Annotated in this window: 15 protein-coding genes and 1 tRNA gene; 7 read left to right on the top strand and 9 right to left on the bottom strand. The window is 61.6% G+C overall.

Annotated features, from left to right (window positions below):
- Position 1: 1 nt before the first annotated feature.
- A tRNA-Thr gene (locus tag Y707_RS0104360) sits at positions 2-75 on the top strand.
- Between the two features lie 246 nt (positions 76-321).
- Here Y707_RS0104360 and Y707_RS0104350 read toward each other — a convergent pair.
- The 4 genes from Y707_RS0104350 to Y707_RS23380 form a co-directional block, all read right to left on the bottom strand.
- Positions 322-765, bottom strand: coding sequence for a hypothetical protein (locus tag Y707_RS0104350; protein WP_026534175.1), 444 nt, complete (start codon positions 763-765; stop codon positions 322-324).
- 506 nt (positions 766-1,271) lie between these two features.
- Positions 1,272-2,327, bottom strand: coding sequence for a zinc-dependent alcohol dehydrogenase family protein (locus tag Y707_RS0104340; RefSeq protein ID WP_026534173.1), 1,056 nt, complete (start codon positions 2,325-2,327; stop codon positions 1,272-1,274).
- Positions 2,328-2,335: 8 nt separating this feature from the next.
- Entirely contained in the window at positions 2,336-3,013 is a 678-nt protein-coding gene (locus tag Y707_RS0104335) for an endonuclease/exonuclease/phosphatase family protein (RefSeq protein WP_026534172.1), read from the bottom strand.
- Between the two features lie 84 nt (positions 3,014-3,097).
- Positions 3,098-4,804 carry an alkaline phosphatase D family protein gene (locus Y707_RS23380; protein WP_081744602.1) on the bottom strand — a complete coding sequence of 569 codons (1,707 nt, stop codon included), beginning with the start codon at positions 4,802-4,804 and terminating at the stop codon, positions 3,098-3,100.
- Between the two features lie 223 nt (positions 4,805-5,027).
- On the opposite strand from Y707_RS23380, the gene Y707_RS0104325 reads away from it, so the two are divergent.
- Entirely contained in the window at positions 5,028-5,879 is an 852-nt protein-coding gene (locus Y707_RS0104325) for an esterase/lipase family protein (protein ID WP_026534171.1), read from the top strand.
- A gap of 264 nt (positions 5,880-6,143) precedes the next feature.
- Here the strand turns inward: Y707_RS0104325 and Y707_RS0104320 are convergent, their stop codons facing one another.
- Positions 6,144-6,800 (bottom strand): GmrSD restriction endonuclease domain-containing protein, encoded by a 657-nt coding sequence (locus Y707_RS0104320; protein ID WP_253905054.1) that lies wholly within the window; start codon positions 6,798-6,800, stop codon positions 6,144-6,146.
- A gap of 504 nt (positions 6,801-7,304) precedes the next feature.
- Here Y707_RS0104320 and Y707_RS32600 point away from each other — a divergent pair.
- The 5 genes from Y707_RS32600 (at position 7,305) to Y707_RS0104300 (ending at position 13,439) form a co-directional block, all read left to right on the top strand.
- Positions 7,305-8,318 (top strand): AMP-binding protein, encoded by a 1,014-nt coding sequence (locus tag Y707_RS32600; protein ID WP_051441636.1) that lies wholly within the window; start codon positions 7,305-7,307, stop codon positions 8,316-8,318.
- The gene (locus tag Y707_RS23375) at positions 8,210-11,107 is read left to right on the top strand and encodes a phosphopantetheine-binding protein (RefSeq protein ID WP_253905057.1); all 2,898 of its coding nucleotides are present in this window, start codon (positions 8,210-8,212) and stop codon (positions 11,105-11,107) included. Before Y707_RS32600 ends, Y707_RS23375 begins: the two co-directional genes overlap by 109 nt.
- Positions 11,108-11,110: 3 nt before the next feature.
- The gene (locus Y707_RS0104310) at positions 11,111-11,851 is read left to right on the top strand and encodes a 4'-phosphopantetheinyl transferase family protein (RefSeq protein WP_026534169.1); all 741 of its coding nucleotides are present in this window, start codon (positions 11,111-11,113) and stop codon (positions 11,849-11,851) included.
- Complete coding sequence (locus Y707_RS23370) at positions 11,848-12,777, top strand: EamA family transporter (protein ID WP_081744600.1); 930 nt, start codon at positions 11,848-11,850, stop codon at positions 12,775-12,777. Before Y707_RS0104310 ends, Y707_RS23370 begins: the two co-directional genes overlap by 4 nt.
- Positions 12,778-12,854: 77 nt before the next feature.
- Positions 12,855-13,439: a HutD/Ves family protein gene (locus Y707_RS0104300; protein WP_026534168.1), complete on the top strand. Its 585-nt coding sequence runs from the start codon at positions 12,855-12,857 to the stop codon at positions 13,437-13,439.
- A 4-nt stretch (positions 13,440-13,443) separates the two neighbouring features.
- Here Y707_RS0104300 and Y707_RS0104295 read toward each other — a convergent pair whose 3' ends face one another.
- The 4 genes from Y707_RS0104295 to Y707_RS23360 all read right to left on the bottom strand — a co-directional run.
- A complete protein-coding gene (locus tag Y707_RS0104295; protein WP_026534167.1) occupies positions 13,444-14,646 on the bottom strand; it encodes a cysteine desulfurase-like protein in 1,203 nt (400 codons plus the stop codon).
- Between the two features lie 77 nt (positions 14,647-14,723).
- Complete coding sequence (locus Y707_RS0104290; protein ID WP_026534166.1) at positions 14,724-15,677, bottom strand: lysylphosphatidylglycerol synthase transmembrane domain-containing protein; 954 nt, start codon at positions 15,675-15,677, stop codon at positions 14,724-14,726.
- Between the two features lie 50 nt (positions 15,678-15,727).
- Positions 15,728-16,591 (bottom strand): HpcH/HpaI aldolase family protein, encoded by an 864-nt coding sequence (locus Y707_RS23365; protein WP_051441634.1) that lies wholly within the window; start codon positions 16,589-16,591, stop codon positions 15,728-15,730.
- Between the two features lie 54 nt (positions 16,592-16,645).
- Positions 16,646-17,247 (bottom strand): hypothetical protein (locus tag Y707_RS23360; protein ID WP_051441633.1); only part of this gene is annotated, 602 nt, incomplete at its 5' end.

Genomic DNA, 17,247 nt, shown 5'->3' with positions numbered 1-17,247 from the left:
CGCCTCCTTAGCTCAGTTGGCCAGAGCACCTGTCTTGTAAACAGGATGTCGCCGGTTCGAATCCGGCAGGGGGCTCCGAATAACCCTTCTGACTAGGCAAAACCCTTAGTCAGAAGGGTTTTTATGTGCAATAAGCGACCAACTACGCGAAACCTGGTCCTCTCGTCATCGTGACGATGCCCAGCATCATTGACAATGCACGCAACGCGGGAGTGACGGACACGCTCGGCAGCATCCGGACGACTCAGGAACTGCAGCTCGTCATGGAAAGCACCTGTCAGCCGTAGCCGGGTTTGCTGCTGCCAGACGAGGGGCGGGATGTCAGGCGCGTCCGACCACAAACATCAGCAACAGCTGGAATCCGAAGGCGAGGGTAGCCGTCAGGAACGTTATTTCCAAGGACGTGGCCAGGCGCAATGCTCCGAAGGCCAGCCGCCGTCCTCTGCCGAACCTGTCCCGGTCCTTGATGTGGCCGTTAACCATCCATCCGACAAACACCAGCGCAAGCCCCACCGGGAAACCAATCAGCAATGACCATCCCCCGACGCCTGCCGAAATCGGGTCCGTGGTGCCGAAGGGATAGTTGCCGACGATCAGTTCAGGAGCGAAGACGTTGACCCAGGTGGCGAGGGCCAGGTAGGGAATCACGCTCGCCACGATGATGCCCATGCCGATGTATTTGATGTTTTGACGCCTGAAAAACCTGCCTCCGAAGCGGTTGCTTCCAGAGCGGGCATTGATTGATTCCGTCCGGTGGGAAGTCATCTCCGTACACCGGTTTCCGGCGGATTCTTCATCGCAGTCTTTCGCTTTAGCAGGGCCGGGCCCGTCCCGTCTGTGCGCTATCCTATGCCTGAATTGTGGCGGCATTCAGTCATCCCGGGCGTGCAAGTCATCCCGGCCCTCCGCACCGCCCTTGGCGATGCAGTTCTGGAACCAGGTTCCAAGTGCCCACTTCCGTTCAAGCCACAGGCCACGGGGCCCCCAGGGTGATGCCGGAAATGCCCGAGGGGGTCGTCCCCCGGTCCGGTGAAGCTGTCCTCACCATGGCTGCACCTTGGGCGACGGGCGGATCGCAGATCAACTTCCTGGGAGATTGGACTGAGCCCGATGCTATGAGCCTTGCCTGGCCGGCCGACATCCATATGCGTCTGGAAGCGCTCCGTGCCCAGCTGGATCCGTCGGGCATATTCCCTCCGGCCGGACCTGCGGCAGGCAGAAATGCCTGATCCCTTGACCGCGCCGTCGTCGCGGCGCCGGACTCGTTATCGTTATGGCTTCAGCAGGACCTTGATGGAGCGCCTTTCGTCCATAGCCTTGTACGCTTCGGCCGCTTCGTCAAGGGGCATTTCGACGTCGAATACCTTGCCCGGGTTGATCCGCCCGGCCAGGACATCCTCGAGCAATTCGGGAATGTAGGTGTGCGCAGGGGCCATTCCGCCGCCCACGGTGATGTTCTTGGCGAAGAGCAATCCGATCGGCAACTCCGCTCCTCCGGCCGGAACTCCGACGAAGCCAAGATTGCCGCCAGGACGGGTGCTGCCAAGCGCTTGCTTCATGGATTCCTTCGTCCCGACGCATTCCAGCACGGAATCGGCCAGCACTCCGCCGAGGAGCTCGCGTACTTTCGCCACGCCGTCGTCGCCGCGTTCAGCGACGATGTCGGTGGCTCCAAAATCGCGGGCCAGGGCTTGGCGGTCTTCGTGGCGGGACATGGCAATGATGCGTTCGGCGCCCAGACGCTTGGCGGCGAGTACCCCGCACAGCCCCACGGCGCCGTCACCAACGACGACGACGGTGCGCCCCGGCCCCACTTGTGCACTGACCGCGGCGTGATGTCCGGTGGCCATGACGTCGGAGAGCGTCAGCAGATTGGCGGTCAAGGCGGCATCCGGATCACTGACTCCTTCGACCTTCCGCAGCGTTCCTTCCGCCTGGGGGACACGGACGGCCTCACCCTGGCCGCCGTCGACATAATCGCCATGCTCGTCGTTGCCGCCCCAACCGGTCAGATGATCGCAGGCCACGGTGACGCCATTGAGGCACTGGGGGCAGTGGCCGCAGCTGTCCACAAAAGGAGCGATGACGAAGTCGCCAGCCGCCAGCTGGGTCACTTCGCTGCCGGTTTCCTCGACCACTCCCACGAACTCGTGGCCGATCGCGCGGGGCTCCTCGGTTTCGCGCACGCCGCGGTAAGGCCAGAGGTCCGAGCCGCAGACGCAGGACGCCGTCACTTTCACGATGACGTCTGTGGGGCGTTGGATGGTGGGGTAATCCCGGTCTTCGACCCGGATGTCGCCCGGGCCGTGGATTATGGCGGCGCGCATGTATGCTCCTAAAGAATTTCGCTGTATTCGGCGGTTATGAGAATTGGTAAGTGGTCGGAATCGCCGCTCGGCAGGGTCTCGACGTTGTCGATGTTCATACCTCTGGACGTGGCGAAGTCGAAGTGTCCCTTGAAGACCTTGTAGCGCATATAGGTTCTGCTGTCGCTCAGCGTGAGGTCATATCCGGAGGCGTTCATATGCGCTGTGAGGTTCTTGGTGAAGAAGGGGTAGTTGAAGTCCCCGACCATGAGCGAGATGAGTCCGGAACCCATGCTGAGCAGTTCCTCATGCGCGGCATGGATCTGCTTCCGGCGCAGCGAATTCGAGGCGGTCAATGGGGCGGCATGGAAGGAGCCGACAACGATGTCATGGTGCGACTCATTGTCGATGAGCCGTGTTCCGATGAGCCGCTCATGCGCCGGTGCGGCGATCCGGTCATGCAGTGATTTCTTGAGGGAGAAGGCGCTTGTATCCAGTGCTGTGAAGCGGTCCTGCGCGTAATAGATCGCCAAACCGAGCCGGTTCGCCTTGGTGGAGTCGGCCAGGTGCAGGGTGCCGATCGTCTCGGGAAGTTCCGATACCTTGCATTCCTGAAGGCACAATATATCGGGATGGAAATCCTTCGTCAGGTCGACAAGTTCACCACTGGCATTGTGCTTTCGGAGGTTGTAGCTAATGACCCGTATCAGGAAAACCACCCCTTCCGGCGCTGACTACTGGACTACGGATCGAGTCTACCTACTGAAACATTCGCATAGATCACGACACTGCTACTGTGACGGCGGGACAGAGGATTGCCGCTTCTTCCGGGCATCGTTTCCGGCGATCGTTTCCTGATGTACGAGCCGCAGAAAGGGAGTGCCATTGCTGTGCTCCGCGCGCTCGATCCGCAGCTTTCCGGAGCCGGTGTCGAGCCGCAACGAGGCCAGATGATTGCCGAACAGCGGACCGGTTGTCAGGGACCATTTAATGCCTGCCTCCGGAACCCGGGCTGTGTTGGCCAGCAGGCGGCCGATAAGCCGGGCAATCCAGGAATTGGCGATAATGATGGCCCTGCGCAGCTTGCCCGGATAGTGGCTGCGCAACGGGGAGCTGACGATCTGGGCAACCGGCGCCTGTGCCGGCTGGTCCAGCCGGTCGACGTGTGCGACGTAGGAATGGTGGACGTCGCCGGAAAGCACCAGCACTGTTGCCGGCGCCGCCCCGCGTTGCCCGGCTGCGACTTCTCCGATGGCCTTTGCCAGACGTCGGAACGAAGTGCGGAATGCGCCCCAATGCTCAAGATTGCCGACCAGCCGGAGTTTCTCTCCCCGTCTCGCAAACTTGGTGCCCCAAATCCCCTCGGCGATCGCCTCGTTCCAAGCTTCGACGTCGTGTACGGACGGCTCAAGCAGAAACGGCAGGGAAGAGCCGATCAACAAATGGTCGCAATCGCCCTGGAGCCAGCCTTCGACCATGTCCCACTCATCCTCGCTGAGCATGTTGCGCCGGCCGGTTTCCAGTACTCGTCCGGAGCGTGTGTCCAGCATGACGAGCCTTGTGCGGCCCAGATTGCGGCAGTAGCTCCAGCGTGACTGCTTGCGGCCATTCACTTCATCATCGGCATGGGCTGCGTATTCACGAAGCCGCCTCTCGCCGTCGTCCGAGTGCATCAACGCGGGCCACAAGCCCTCCTCAACCAAAGCAGTCGGAGAGAGATTGCCCATGTGTTGGTAGAGCCAATACGCCAGGTAGGCCCCCATGATCTGCTCCGGCCAACCCGGATCCTGCATCACCTCGTGCCGCCACTGGGCCGAGATGTTCCAGTGATTCCGCACCTCGTGATCGTCGAAAATCATCGCCGAGGGCACAGTCGAGAGCAGCCAGCGGATATCCGGCTGCGACCAACTGTGCTGGTACACCCAGGCATAGTCGTCAAAGTTGCGCGCCGCGCCCTTTGGGGGTGTGCCCGGCGGCTGCTTCCGGGCCATCTGCTCGCGCACCTCGGGGGACAGCCGCTTGTCCGCATAGATCTGGTCTCCGAGCAGCAGCAGAAGGTCAGGGAGCGGGCGTTCACCGGCCTGCAGCGCGCGGGATAAAGCGATCAGAGCATCAACTCCCACCGCGTCCGGTGCTTCACCGTGTTCCAGTGTCCACGGCTCAACATTGGGCCGGTCGACCCTGCAGGAACCAAAAACGATATCGAGTTCCCGGCCGGCTTCCATTGTGCGGATCCGGGGAGTGGCCCGCCGCTCGTCCGGTTCCGGCCAAACCGTCATTCCATCGAGGGTCACCGAGTACTCAGTCTCGGAACCGGCGCTCAGGCGGTCAATGATGACGAGAGCATAATGATGCCCGCCGACGGAGAAGGTCCGGCTCGTGCGGCCGAGCACAGCGACCTCCGACGGTGCCGAGGTCTCGACCCAAACAGTGGCCGTCATCTCGTCGACGTAGCGCAAGATGGGCCCCAGAATCAGGGACGCGTTCACTGCTGGCATTCCACCAGTGTATTCGGGCAACAGGACGGGAAGTGTTTCAGGCGACTATATCTTTGGGCTTGCCCGCGGTTGTGCTTTACCCGGAGGCGTCACGCAGGATCGTTCTTGTCGCCTTCCGAATTCAACTTTAGGGTTTAGGGAGTTGGACCTTACGTTCGTTTCAATGATGATCCCGCCCGGCGGCAAACAGCTCACCGGCGGTCGAGTAGAGGGAGACCCCTTCATGTCCTTTAAGCCTTCTGCCCTGATAGCCACGCTGGCTTTCGCCGCTGCAAGCCTCACCGGCGTCGCACCTGCTGCTGCTGACACCCTTGAGATTTCGCCGCCAGGGGCCAACGACTGGTCCTGCCAGCCATCCGCCGAGCACCCCAATCCAGTCGTACTGGTTCCGGGCACGTTCGAGAGCATGGCAAAAAACTGGAGCACGCTGTCGCCACACTTGAAAAATGAAGGGTACTGCGTCTTCGCCTTGAATTACGGCGAAACCAACGGAATCTATGCCACCGGACCCGTCGCCGAGTCAGCGCAGGAGCTCGCGGTATACGTTGATGAAGTCCTGGCAGCCACCGGGGCGAAGAAAGTGGATATTGTGGGCCACAGCCAAGGTGGAATGATGCCCCGCTATTACATGGGATTCCTGGGAGGCGCGAAGGAGGTCAACCATCTCGTGGGTATCGCGCCGTCCAACCACGGCACGGAAGGCCTTATTACTCCGACTCCGGAAAACGTTCCGCTGGAGACCAGTGATTCAAACCCGCTGTGCCAAGCCTGTGCCGACCAGCAGGCCGGCTCGCCGTTCCTCACCAAACTGAACTCGATCGGGGACATCGTGAACGGTCCCTCATACACCGTCATCGCAACCATTTACGACGAGGTGGTGACGCCTTACCGCAGTCAGTTCCTGGCAGGACCGGACCGTCGGGCCACTAACATCACGATCCAGGATAAATGCCCGGCTGACCTCGTGGAACATGACCAGGCACCCAACGATCCTGTAGTCCATCAACTGGTGGCGCATGCACTCGGACAGCCCTCCGGTCCGGCGGATCCGGACTACCAACCCCGGTGTCTATAACATAGAGCCCGAGACCTGACCGGGTCGCCATATATGGTGACGGGCGAAGTATGTCCGCAGCCGGCGGTGATTGAGCTGTGCAGATGTATATTGGCCGGTTCATGTAAATCTGGATGCTGAGACAAGGAGCCGGAGCATGGATTCTGAAGCCACTGTGACACCAGATGCCCGCAAGCCCTGGTCGCCACTGCGACACACAAGCTCTCGTGGCGCGGCGGCTCGAAAAGGAACGTACCGGGAACTGACCAGGCTGTCCGCTGCAGATTAGCGCTTAGTGACGGTGATGGTACGGGACGAGCAGGCATTGGCGAACTTCACCAGCGCGTCCTTCTCCGCCCGGTCGACCTTCAGGCCCCAACGGATCTTGATGGCGACCCAGTCCGCCACGTAGCGGCAGCGGTTTTTCGGCGGCATCCAGGCTTCGGGTCCGCTGGCCTGCTTGGATGAGTTCAGCGAACTGGTCTGCGGGTTCAGCGCCCGGCGGTCGCCCATGTCGTTATAGAAGTTGATGCGCCGGTTTTGACTCCATGATTTCGCGCCGGAGCCCCAGGCCTCATGGACCGGGATCAGATGGTCGATCTGGACCTTGGAAGCGTAGTAATGAGTGCGGTTATCCCAATTGGTAACCCATTTGCCCTTGCTGACCGTGCACCGGGTGGGCGAGGTGAAACGCGTGGTGGTCTTCGATTCCTGAATCAGAACCTCGGCCCGGGTGTCCTGGCAATCCCGGTTGAAATCCTTCCAATCACCGAAGTAGCGGTACCGGTCATAGCCGGTGTCCCGCTCGGCGGCCACCGGAAGCGAGCGGACGGCGCTGCGAAGCGAAGCTTTATAGGTGGTGGCGGCTTCGGCTGGCACAGTGAACCCACTCACCAGCAAAATGGCGCCAACGATAACGGACAGAGCTTTTCCAAGCATCATTTCCCCCAAATAATGAATTATCCAGCGCTCGGCAAAGCCTCTGTGCGGATACGGTGATGTCTGCGCGGGACGATGGTATCCACGCGACGGAATAATGATGACATATCCGGATGAATTGCGCTATAGGAAGTACGGGGAACTGACATCTGGACGGATTGAACCATTCATCCTCACTGCAACAGATCCAGTCCCGGCTCAGCTCCCGGTGTTATACTCCTGTTATCTTCGAGGTGAGCTTCATGCCTAACCATATAGTCCAGGTTGTTGGAGTCGATACGACGAGGTCAGATATGATTCGCGTTTTGATTCCCCAGATTTCACCTACTCCTGTCTCGTCTCATAGCTCGAGGCTTTATGCGTTGCCCCGCCGGACACTTGCCTCCCAAACGGCCGAAGCAAGTGTCCTGCCCCGGCAACTTCCGATTCGACGGCGCGGATCCAGACGCCGGTCTTTCGATCGGCGTGTACCGGCACCATAGGAAATTTTCGCAATAGGACCTCAAAATGACGTTTGACCAGCTCAAACCGATTGAACCCTTGGAAATAGATGCACTTATCGGTGCAGACTTCTCGATTTCCGCCAGACATTTGACGACACTGGTGGCACGCCTTGCGGGGGAAATCGGCTCCGCTGAAGGGGGAGGAGCGGTCGCAATTCTGGCCGAGCCGGGAATTGTGCCATCCACGGCTGCCATCGCCGCACTGTCCTCCCGGCGGCCCTACCTTCCCATCGCCGCGTCCTATCCTGAAGAGCGGATCAAGTACATCCTGGACGACAGCGGAGCAACCACGGTGCTCGCCGCTTCCAATGACGCCGAGCGTGTCCGGAGCTGGGGATATGCGGACCTCACCGTTATGGATGTCGAGATCCTGCTCCACGATATGGAGGCTGACGCTCCGACAGGAACAGCCCATGTGTGGGACCTGGTGGACTTAAACGTAGAGCCGGATGAACCTGCCTATCTGATTTATACGTCCGGCTCGACGGGCGACCCCAAGGGAATCGTAGTATCACGGGCGAACCTTGCTAACCAGCTGGACTGGTTCCATGACCACGAGTACTTGACAGTGGGAACCCGGATCATCCAAAAGACCCCCATTGGGTTCGATGCGGCGCAATGGGAAATACTCGCCCCTCTTGCCGGCGCCGTGGCGGTGACCGTGGAAAGCGGAGAACACAGGGACCCATACGCTTTGATCGCCCGGATGCAGGAGGCCGGGGTCACCACCTTCCAAGGAGTCCCGACTCTGCTGCACGCAATAGTCGAGACCGGGGAGCTGCCGAAGGTGACTTCGCTCCGTCGGATCTTCTCCGGTGGGGAAGCCCTATCGTGGGACCTGGTGGCCAAGCTTCAGGGCAGTTGCCGGACCTTGAGGTTGTCAACCTTTACGGGCCGACTGAGTGCACTATCAACGCGACCTCGTTCAAAATTCCGGCCGGCGGCCTCCAGGAGACGTGGTCCGGTACCAACTCCGTGCCGATCGGGAAGCCAGTGTCCAATGTTGACTTCTCGGTGATGGAGGACGGTCCCGAGGGACCTGCGGCCGCCACGGTCGGCGAACTCTGGATCTCCGGGGTGCAAGTCGCCATTGGCTATCAGGGAATGCCCGGGGAAACTGCCAAGAAGTTCCCGGTCATCAACGGTAAACGGTGCTACCGAACCGGAGACCGGGTGAGAAAGCTGGAGGATGGCAACCTTGAGTTCCTCGGACGGTTCGACAATCAAGTCAAAATTCGTGGCAACCGGGTCGAGCTCGACGAAATAGCGGCTCAATTTCACCGTCATCCTTGGGTTGAACGGGCCCATGCCTTGTTGCTGTCCGGCCGCCGACCGGGCCAACAGGAGCTTGTTGCCTGCATCCAGCTTGATCCCGGGAATGCACCCTTGATGGATGGTGCCCAGGCGGCATCACACCACCGGTCCAAAGCAGACAGAACACAGGTAAAAGCCCAGCTCTCAAGCCCGGGGCTGCGTGATGTTGACGGCATCCCGGAGGCGGATGTCATCAGTATCCCGGGTAGCGGTTCAGAGGAACGCATCGAAGCACACACCTACGCGCGGAAAACGTATCGATTCTTCGACGGGCCGCGTGCCCGCCAACGTGAGATCCTGAAGTTGATTGCAGCCGCGGAACCAGGCGCCGTTGAGCCTTCCGCGCCCGATGCGGACACCTACCGCGCATCGGTATTGGATATGCTTCACGCGGTATCGGCTCACCATAGCCCGGAGCGGCTGCTGCCAAAGTACTTGTATGCCTCCCCCGGGGCGCTGTACTCCACGCAGATTTATCTGGAGAACGACGGGACGCTTGGCATTCCACCAGGCATGTACTATTTCCATCCAATCGAGCGGCAACTCTACCTCCTGCCTGACCAGAAGGAATGGAATCCGACCGGGCTCCGGTTCCACCTGGTTTCGAAGACTTCCGCAATCCAGGACGTCTACCAGAAGAACGTCAAAGAGGTACAGCTGCTGGAGGCCGGCCACATGCTCGGTGCCATGGAGCAGTTCGCCGCCCGGCACGATGCCCACGTGCACTTCGAGGAGCCCGGACAAATCAACTTCCCGGGACAGGAGTCAGACGACGACGTCTACCTGGGCACTGTTGAACTTCGCACTTTGCGGCAGCCGTGGTTGGAGGCCTGCAACTTCTATATTTCGATTCCCGAGCACACGACCATGCCGCTCGAACCTGGAATGTACAAGCACACAGGGCAAAACGAGCTGCAGCGCATTTCGGACCTCTATGTCCGGCAGAACGAGGTCATCGCCATCAACCAGGCGGTGTACAGCCGGGCGGACTTCGGGGTGGCCATCGTGTCCGGGGAAGACGATCCCAGGCACGCCTACATATCGATGGGCTACCAGATGCACAAGATCCAGGACAACGATCTGAAGTTCGGATTCATGTCCGCCGGATACAGCTCATTCAGCGGCCACCCGCTCCCCTCGGCATTGACGATTCAAAAGGCACTCGGCGTCTCTGAAGAACGGGACCTTCCATCATATTTCGCACTGGGAGGACACATCTCCGACGAACAAATCGAGCACCGCGGCATGAACGAAGACTCCGTACACATGACCGGCCCTGCCGAGATGATCACGAAGGATATGACCAACTACGTTCCCGACTACATGGTTCCGGACCGGACGGTGCTTGTCTCCGGCTTCCCGACTACACCGAACGGAAAGATTGACGGCCGCGCGCTGGAGCAGAGCCCGGAAGTGACCGCCCCGTCACGCAGTCGCGGGATTGTTGAACCCAGTACAGCGACCGAGGCGCTGCTGGTCCGGCTGTGGCAGGGCGTTTTGAAGGAAGACGACGTATCGGCGGACGACAATTTCTTCCAGATTGGCGGTGACTCCATCCGCGTCATGATGCTGCTTGCGAAACTCAGAGAGCAGGGCGGCATCACTATTGGGCCCGAGACAGTGTTCTCCAATCCGGTGCTGAACGATCTCGCCAGCGCCATTGACGAAGGTTCACATGCCTCCAGGCTCATCCCGCTCAGTGATTCCAGGCCAGGCCCCGCGACCATTGCCTGGCCCGGCCTGGGGGGCGTTCCGATCAACCTTAAACCGCTTGCCCTCAACCTGCAGACAGAGTCCACCGTCTACGGCGTCAGGGCGAGCGGCCTCAACCCGGACGAGCCCATCCACAGTGACGTACATGAGATGGCGCGGCACGACATCGAATTGATACCGGATCGCGAATCATACCGATTGATCGGATACTCATTCGGATGCCGGGTCGCGTTCGAAGCAGCCTTTCAACTGGAGAATTGGGGAAAGAACGTCGAGTCATTGGTGCTTGTCTGTCCAGGCAACCCTGCTGTGGAACTCGGCGGGGAGCCGACAGGCAACCGGGCAGCCTCCTTCGAGAACCGCGAATTCGTCGCCATGCTCACCTCCGTGTTCACCGGCCGCATCGACCCGGATCTGATATCAGAGGCCTGGGAGACCGTCACCTCGGCCGAGGATATGGTCAGGTTCGTGATGGCCAACGTCGATGGATTCGAAGCGTCGCAGGTGCGCCGGATAGTGGATCTGGTGTCCGGGACGTATGAATTCGACTACTCCTTCACCGAGATGGCGGATCTCCAGCTCAGATGTCCCGTACTCATCATCAAAGCCGCCGGTGATCTCTACTCCTCAGTAGAAGACATCATCTCCGCCGGGCAGCTGGACTTTGATGAGAAGCAGTTACCGGACGACCACTACACAGTGCTCAGGGAACCGGGTGTGCAATCCTTGGCGGCAGTCGTACGCGAATTCCAGCTCAAGCACTCAAGCGCGAAAGTCTGATAGATGCCCATCAGCATGGAGCGGCACGAAATCCGGGACCATCACACGCAGGCATCTGCAAGTGAACGATCCGCTGTCAGGGTTGAGTACGAAGGTTGGCAGGGAACTGCGAAAGTGCAGTTGCAGCCCGATGGCAGGCCAGAGCTGGCGTACCTGGCCGGAGAGCCGGATCCTCAGACGGCGGTTTGGTGTAACCGCCGTGAGCATGAGCGTGTGTACCTCCGGCCCGAAGCCGCCCGCTTTGCCTCGCTAACGGGCAGCGCTTTTGTGCGGCTGCTGATCGGACTGATGACAGGGTGGGTCGACCCACGGCATGCCGGGCTGGACTATAGGGGCGGTATTCCAGTGCCAACCGACCCGCAGTTGCATGCTTCGGTGTCCCACAGCGGGTCTATAGTCTGCGCGGCCGTGAGCCGTGGCACGCAAGTCGGCATCGACGTCGAGCCGGAAGGACGGGCGCCGGAGCTGAGGTCCGTGCTCGCGTCGCTTCAGACCGACGCGGCCGGGATGACCGACCGGCAACTGGTGGAGTGGTGGACCGCGCGGGAAGCCGTTTACAAGGCCCTGGGGGTGGGTATAGCGGGGTTCTTCAGTCCCGAGGTTTTACTGATTCGGGGACGTCGCTGGTCCAAGGGGCAAGCGGAAGGGACTCTGTGGTCAGGCGAAGTCGTGCCGGACAGGCAGGGCCGAAACCACGCCATGGCCATCGCATGTATTTCGATACCAGGAAGGGCGCAAAAATGAAGGCACCGAATGCCACCAGTGCCCCCACCGCGGACAGAACCACGCCTTGGAAATGGGTGTTGCTGTGCGCTTCCGCGCCGGCCGTGTGGGGCACCACCTACGTCGTCACGACCGAGCTGTTGCCCGCCGGGTACCCAGTCTGGTCCAGCGCCCTGCGTGCCCTGCCCGCGGGTATTATCGGCCTGCTCATCTGCCGCCAGCTCCCTTGGGGAGAGTGGTGGTGGAAATCGCTCGTCATGGGGCTGCTGAATATGGGAATGTTCTTTCCCCTGCTCTTCATCTCCGCCTACCGCTTGCCGGGCGGGCTGGCCTCGGTATTGATTGCCTGCCAGCCGCTGTTCGTCGCGGCCCTCGGCTATCTGATCCTGAAAGAAGCTCCCACGATATGGAGAATTGTATGGGGGCTTATCGGCATAGCCGGCATTGCCATGATGGTGCTGGATTCGGACGCTGTAGTGGATGCATGGGGGATCGTGGCCGGTATCATCGGCGCCGGCAGCATGGCTGCAGGAATTGTGCTCTTCAAGAAATGGCACCGTCCGGTGGGAGGTCTTACCTGGGCCTCGTGGCTGCTGGCTTGGGCAGGCGTCATGCTTGTCCCGGCCTCGTTTCTGTTCGAAGGCGCCCCTCCGCCAATTGATGCCGGTGCCGGAGCGGGGTACGCGTGGCTGGGAATCGTCGGCGCGCTTCTGGCGTATTGGGCCTGGTTCGGCGGGCTGGGTAAGCTTCCGGTCTCGGCAGCTTCGTTTCTCCCTCTTCTGTCGCCGATCGTCGCAACGTTGCTCGGAATCATATTGCTGCAACAGTATCTGGGGCTTGTCCAATGGATAGGGTTCAGTATCTGTCTGCTGGCTATCGTTTGCGCCCAACTTCCTCCTCCAGCGAGGACGCGCAAAATGGACCAGGTCCCAAAGACGCGGCCCTAGACGGCGCCCGGCACCATCCGCTGTAGGGTTTTCACGTGGCTCTGCCATTTCGAGCTGCACGATGATGGAGGAAGTTCTTGACGACGGCGACGCACTATTCAGCGGCGGATTTTACGGTCATGCCGTGGAAGAACGGTGGCGGAACGACGACGGAACTTGCGCGGGACACGGCGGATGCGGATTATGGCTGGCGGCTCTCCATCGCCGACATCGCCGGGGACGGATCGTTCTCCACCTTTCCGGGGATGCAGCGGATCATCACGGTTCTGGAAGGTGGCGGTATGCGCTTGACTATCGACGGGAAGGTCAGACGGGACCTGCTCCCGTTTGACGCCTACCCGTTCGACGGCGGCCGCAGTACCGAGTGCGCTTTGCTCCGAGGGCCCATCCGGGATTTCAATTTAATCCACCGCCAGGACAGTTTTACCGCCCGGGTGGAATGGCTCGATTTACCGGATACAAGGACATTCCTCACCGCCGCGGACACCGTTCTCATCTACACCACGGGTGCGGAAACAATTGTGAAGACGTCGTCCGGTGCGGAACTCGCACTCGCCCGGAATGAGCTCCTCCGTCTGGAAAACACCGGCAGCCCTGAGGAGGTTTCCATCCGCGGCACAGCTGGGGGCCACTGCGGAATCTTCGAACTGAGCAGGCGCTGAGCACCTAGACCTCGAGGAACTCCGTCAGTGCGTCGATCAACCGCTGGACGTCGTCGTCCGAAGTGTAGGGTGCAAGGCCGATGCGGAGCCCGCCGTCGTCGTCGAGCCCCAGTGTGCGGGAGGCTTCGATGGCGTAGAAGTTGCTGGCGGGGGCGAGGATGTTTTGGCCGGCGAGGAACTTGCTGACATCGACGGCGCGGTGGTTGTTGAAGCTCAGCAGCAGGGTGGACGTGCGGGCTGCTGCCCGCGAGTGCAGCACGACGCCGGGCAGTCCAGCAAGTGCGGATTCGAGCTTCTCCTGTAGCGCTTCCTCATGCGCGTCGATGGCGGCGAAGGCTGAGACAATTTGCTCGCGCCGGCCGCCTTCCGTCCCGCCGAGGGAGGCGATGAAGTCAACGGCCGCCGTCGCGCCGGCCATGATCTCGTAGGGAAGTGTTCCGAACTCGAACCGTTCCGGCACGGCGTTGGTCGAGGGCAGCAGCTTGTCCGGTTCGATGGACTCCAACAACTCCGGCGATGCCGCCAGTACGGCACAGTGCGGACCCAGGAACTTGTAGGGCGAGCAGACGAAGAAGTCCGCGCCGAGAGCCAGCACGTCCACCGCTTCATGAGCAGCATAGTGGACGCCGTCGACGTAAAGCAGTGCGCCGGCGTCGTGCACCAACTGGGCAATTTCCGGAACGTCCGGCATAGTGCCGACGAAGTTTGATGCGGCGGTGAGGGCAACAATCCGGGTGCGTCCGCTGAGCGACTGCTTGACCTCGTCCAGGTTCAGTTCCGCGGTCTCCGGATCGAATCCGACCCAGCGCACGGCGGCACCCTGACGTTCGGCGGCCTGAACCCAGGGCCGGACGTTTGAGTCGTGATCCAGCCGGGTGACCACGACCTCGTCGCCGGGACCCCAACTGCGGCTCAGGTGCCGGGAGAAGTCGTAGGTGAGCTGGGTGGCGCTGCGGCCGTAGACGATCCCGCGTGTGTCCGCGTTGAGGAAATCCGCGAAGGCGCCGCGGAACTCGGCGACGGCGTAGTCGGCGTTCTGCTCCGGGAGCACGCTGCGGCCGCGGTTGGACAGCGGACCGGTCAGGGTGGCGGCTATGGCATGGCCGACGACGTCGGGTGTCTGGGTGCCGCCGGGACCGTCGAAGTGGGCGATACCTGAAGCCAGGGACGGGAAATGCGCACGGAGGCGGTGGACGTCGAGGGGCATGGCTGCCTTTCTCCAAAGGGGATGCGCCGCAATAGCGCACATTCCGACTATAGATGTTTTGTCAATCCGGTTGCCGTTTATGGAATCCGCTGTGAAGGCTCTCCCAATGGATCGGTCGGAAGCGGGCGGCGGTATTTGCGCAGACGGCGGGCAGCTGCGCGGAGTTGAGTGGCAATGCGGGTGGATGCCAGCAATACCGGCACCCCGGGCAGGACGGATATAAGCGCGAGGATGCCGTATCCGGTGGCTGCGGCGACGCCTTCCGCGCCGGAGTACCCATAGGCCATGAAAGCAAGGGCCGTGGCGCCCTCGCGCGGACCCCAACCGCCAACGCCGAGGGGAATGAACATGCTGGCCAGGCAGATCGCTCCCAGTCCGGTCACGTGGGCGAACGGAATGCCTGGCGAGGTCATTGAAGCCGCGGCCCAGAACATCAGCAAAAAGCAGCCCCATTGCAACAGCGACAAGGACCAGACCGCCATCGACGCCGGCAAGGCAATTCGTCGGATGGACGGCCAGGCGCCGGCGAGTACAGCCACCGACACTGCGAGCGTCGCAAGACTCAGCCGCCAATCCTGTGTCGCCAGCGCGATCGCCGCTGCGAGAATGACGATTACGGTCCCCGCAAGGCGTTCTCCCGCGACCGAGCCGATGCTGCTGGACCAGGATGAATTGTGCTCGGTCCGGTGCTGGACGGTTCGATACGCGTCACCGGCCATCCCGCTGGGCAACACAGAATTCAGCAGCGTAGCGCCATAGCACTGGCGCAGCGCCTGGCTGGTGGACAACTGGATTCCATACCCGCGGCAGATAATCCGCCACCGTGTCGCCTGTGCCCACGTTGCGACAAAGCCACAGGACAGGGCCGCCAGCACAGTCCAGATGTTGACGGCTTGAATCCCGGCTGCAAAGGGGGCAACACCGAAAGCATGAACGAGATAAGCGATCAGTCCGGCCAGGCACACGATTTGGAGGCCGCTGACCAGGAGCATCTTCCGCCCGGCGATCCGGCGGATCATCCGTGCAACCATACCCGCAGTGTACGCCGCTGCAGTGCCCTCGCGGCAGGCCTTGCTGCCGGTTACCCGGCGGGACGGTTCCTGCCTTGTCCAGCGAGCAGATCGCCAGCTGCCGACTGCAGCAGCGATACGTCCGTGGCCGCCGCAATCCGGCCGAAACCCATGGCCCTGAACGCCGCAAGGTGGTCCGGATTGGTGGTGAAGATGCCACTCCCGATGCCATTGTCCCGGCAGACGCGGACAACCCGTTCGAGCTGGTTCCCGCCCGGTCCGGGATGGCGCTCGCCGTCTGCGATGACTTCACCGTCTCCGTCCAACAGATCATCGATGGTGGTGCCCAGATCGATGGAGAGATCGAGCGGACCCACGAAGATGAATCCGACCCCTGGAACGGCGGCAATCTCTTCAAGATTGCGCAGCGCCCGCGCGGTTTCCACCATGACTCCGATCTGAAGCGAGGCGTTGGCTTCCTCGACCGACGGGAAGTCGCGGCCGCGGTGGACCTCGAACGGTCCGCGGCTCCGGTCTCCGGACGGCGGGTACAGGCAGGCGCGAACAGCCCGTTCCGCTTCGGCTGCGGAATTGACCATCGGAACGATAACGCCGGCCGCCCCGGCATCGAGGGTTCGGCCGATCACGGCGGCATCGTTGGCAACCACCCGCACCAGGACGGGGGTCTCCAGATGCCGGGTCATCGCCAATGCCTCGGTGACAGCGCCGTCGTCGTACTGGCCGTGCTGGGCATCCAAGCACACCCAGTCGAAGCCGGAGCGCAGAAGAAGTTCGACGACGGCGGAGCTGGCGAGCATCGACCAGCCGCCCAGCAAGGGGGTGCCGGAGAAGGAGTCGTCGTAGGAAGAGCCGTTGCGGGAAGTGGCGTCCCTGAAGGGGACGGTAGTGTCCGGGGGAGTGTCGCTTTGGGTCATGTGGGTGGTGCGTTCCTTCCTCAAGGTGCGGTGTGCAGGGGCGGTGTGCCGGTGCTACGGGACAGTGCCGGTTCCGTCAGTTTCGCCGGAATCCTGCGCTGTTTCGCTGGCGCGGCGCCGCAGCTCGTGGCGGGCTTCGAGGGCGGCGAGAGCCTTTTCCGGTATCGCGATCAGCCCGTCGACCGCCTTCCGCAGCTGCCGGTAAGCCCCCTGCCTTTCCCCGGGCGAGCTGGCCTCATCAGCGGCGACGTTGAGCAACTGGCGGGCAGTCTGCAGCCGTTGCTGCTCCTCGGGCGTGAAGTGGCCGCGCTTGACGCGCTTTGCTTCCGCCTCGGCGATCAGGAAGGCCTCCTCGAATTCGCGCACCGCATGTCCGTACTCGGTGCCGGCAGCTTCATCGTGGTGGCCGGCTGCAGAACCAGGCCTGAGCCGGCCGGCAGTACGCATCGCCTTGACCATGGCCACCGTATGCGGCTCGCGAAGGTCAGTCATCACGGGATAATCGATCAGCTTGGCCAGATCGAGTTCGTATTCCGACCAGCGGCGGAAAATCTCGTCGTGCAGGGCAAATGTTTCCTCCCAGGACCGCTGGATGCGGGCCTTGCGGTCGCGCCGCCAATTCAAGCCGAAGTGCAGTCCGTGGCCTTCCGGCTCGT

The organism is Arthrobacter sp. H14 (assembly GCF_000520495.1).
In the GTDB taxonomy this organism is placed as follows: domain Bacteria; phylum Actinomycetota; class Actinomycetes; order Actinomycetales; family Micrococcaceae; genus Arthrobacter_C.
Note: the sequence above shows the minus strand (reverse complement) of the source record. Positions and strands in the feature narration are given on the sequence as shown.

Coding starts and splice junctions, on each gene's coding strand:
- Y707_RS0104325 (WP_026534171.1), top strand. CDS start 5,028: ATGTCCTTTAAGCCTTCTGCCCTGATAGCCACGCTGGCTTTCGCCGCT.
- Y707_RS0104310 (WP_026534169.1), top strand. CDS start 11,111: ATGCCCATCAGCATGGAGCGGCACGAAATCCGGGACCATCACACGCAG.
- Y707_RS23380 (WP_081744602.1), bottom strand. CDS start 4,804: ATGCCAGCAGTGAACGCGTCCCTGATTCTGGGGCCCATCTTGCGCTAC.
- Y707_RS23370 (WP_081744600.1), top strand. CDS start 11,848: ATGAAGGCACCGAATGCCACCAGTGCCCCCACCGCGGACAGAACCACG.
- Y707_RS0104295 (WP_026534167.1), bottom strand. CDS start 14,646: ATGCCCCTCGACGTCCACCGCCTCCGTGCGCATTTCCCGTCCCTGGCT.
- Y707_RS0104290 (WP_026534166.1), bottom strand. CDS start 15,677: ATGGTTGCACGGATGATCCGCCGGATCGCCGGGCGGAAGATGCTCCTG.
- Y707_RS23365 (WP_051441634.1), bottom strand. CDS start 16,591: ATGACCCAAAGCGACACTCCCCCGGACACTACCGTCCCCTTCAGGGAC.
- Y707_RS32600 (WP_051441636.1), top strand. CDS start 7,305: ATGACGTTTGACCAGCTCAAACCGATTGAACCCTTGGAAATAGATGCA.
- Y707_RS0104320 (WP_253905054.1), bottom strand. CDS start 6,800: ATGATGCTTGGAAAAGCTCTGTCCGTTATCGTTGGCGCCATTTTGCTG.
- Y707_RS0104340 (WP_026534173.1), bottom strand. CDS start 2,327: ATGCGCGCCGCCATAATCCACGGCCCGGGCGACATCCGGGTCGAAGAC.
- Y707_RS0104350 (WP_026534175.1), bottom strand. CDS start 765: ATGACTTCCCACCGGACGGAATCAATCAATGCCCGCTCTGGAAGCAAC.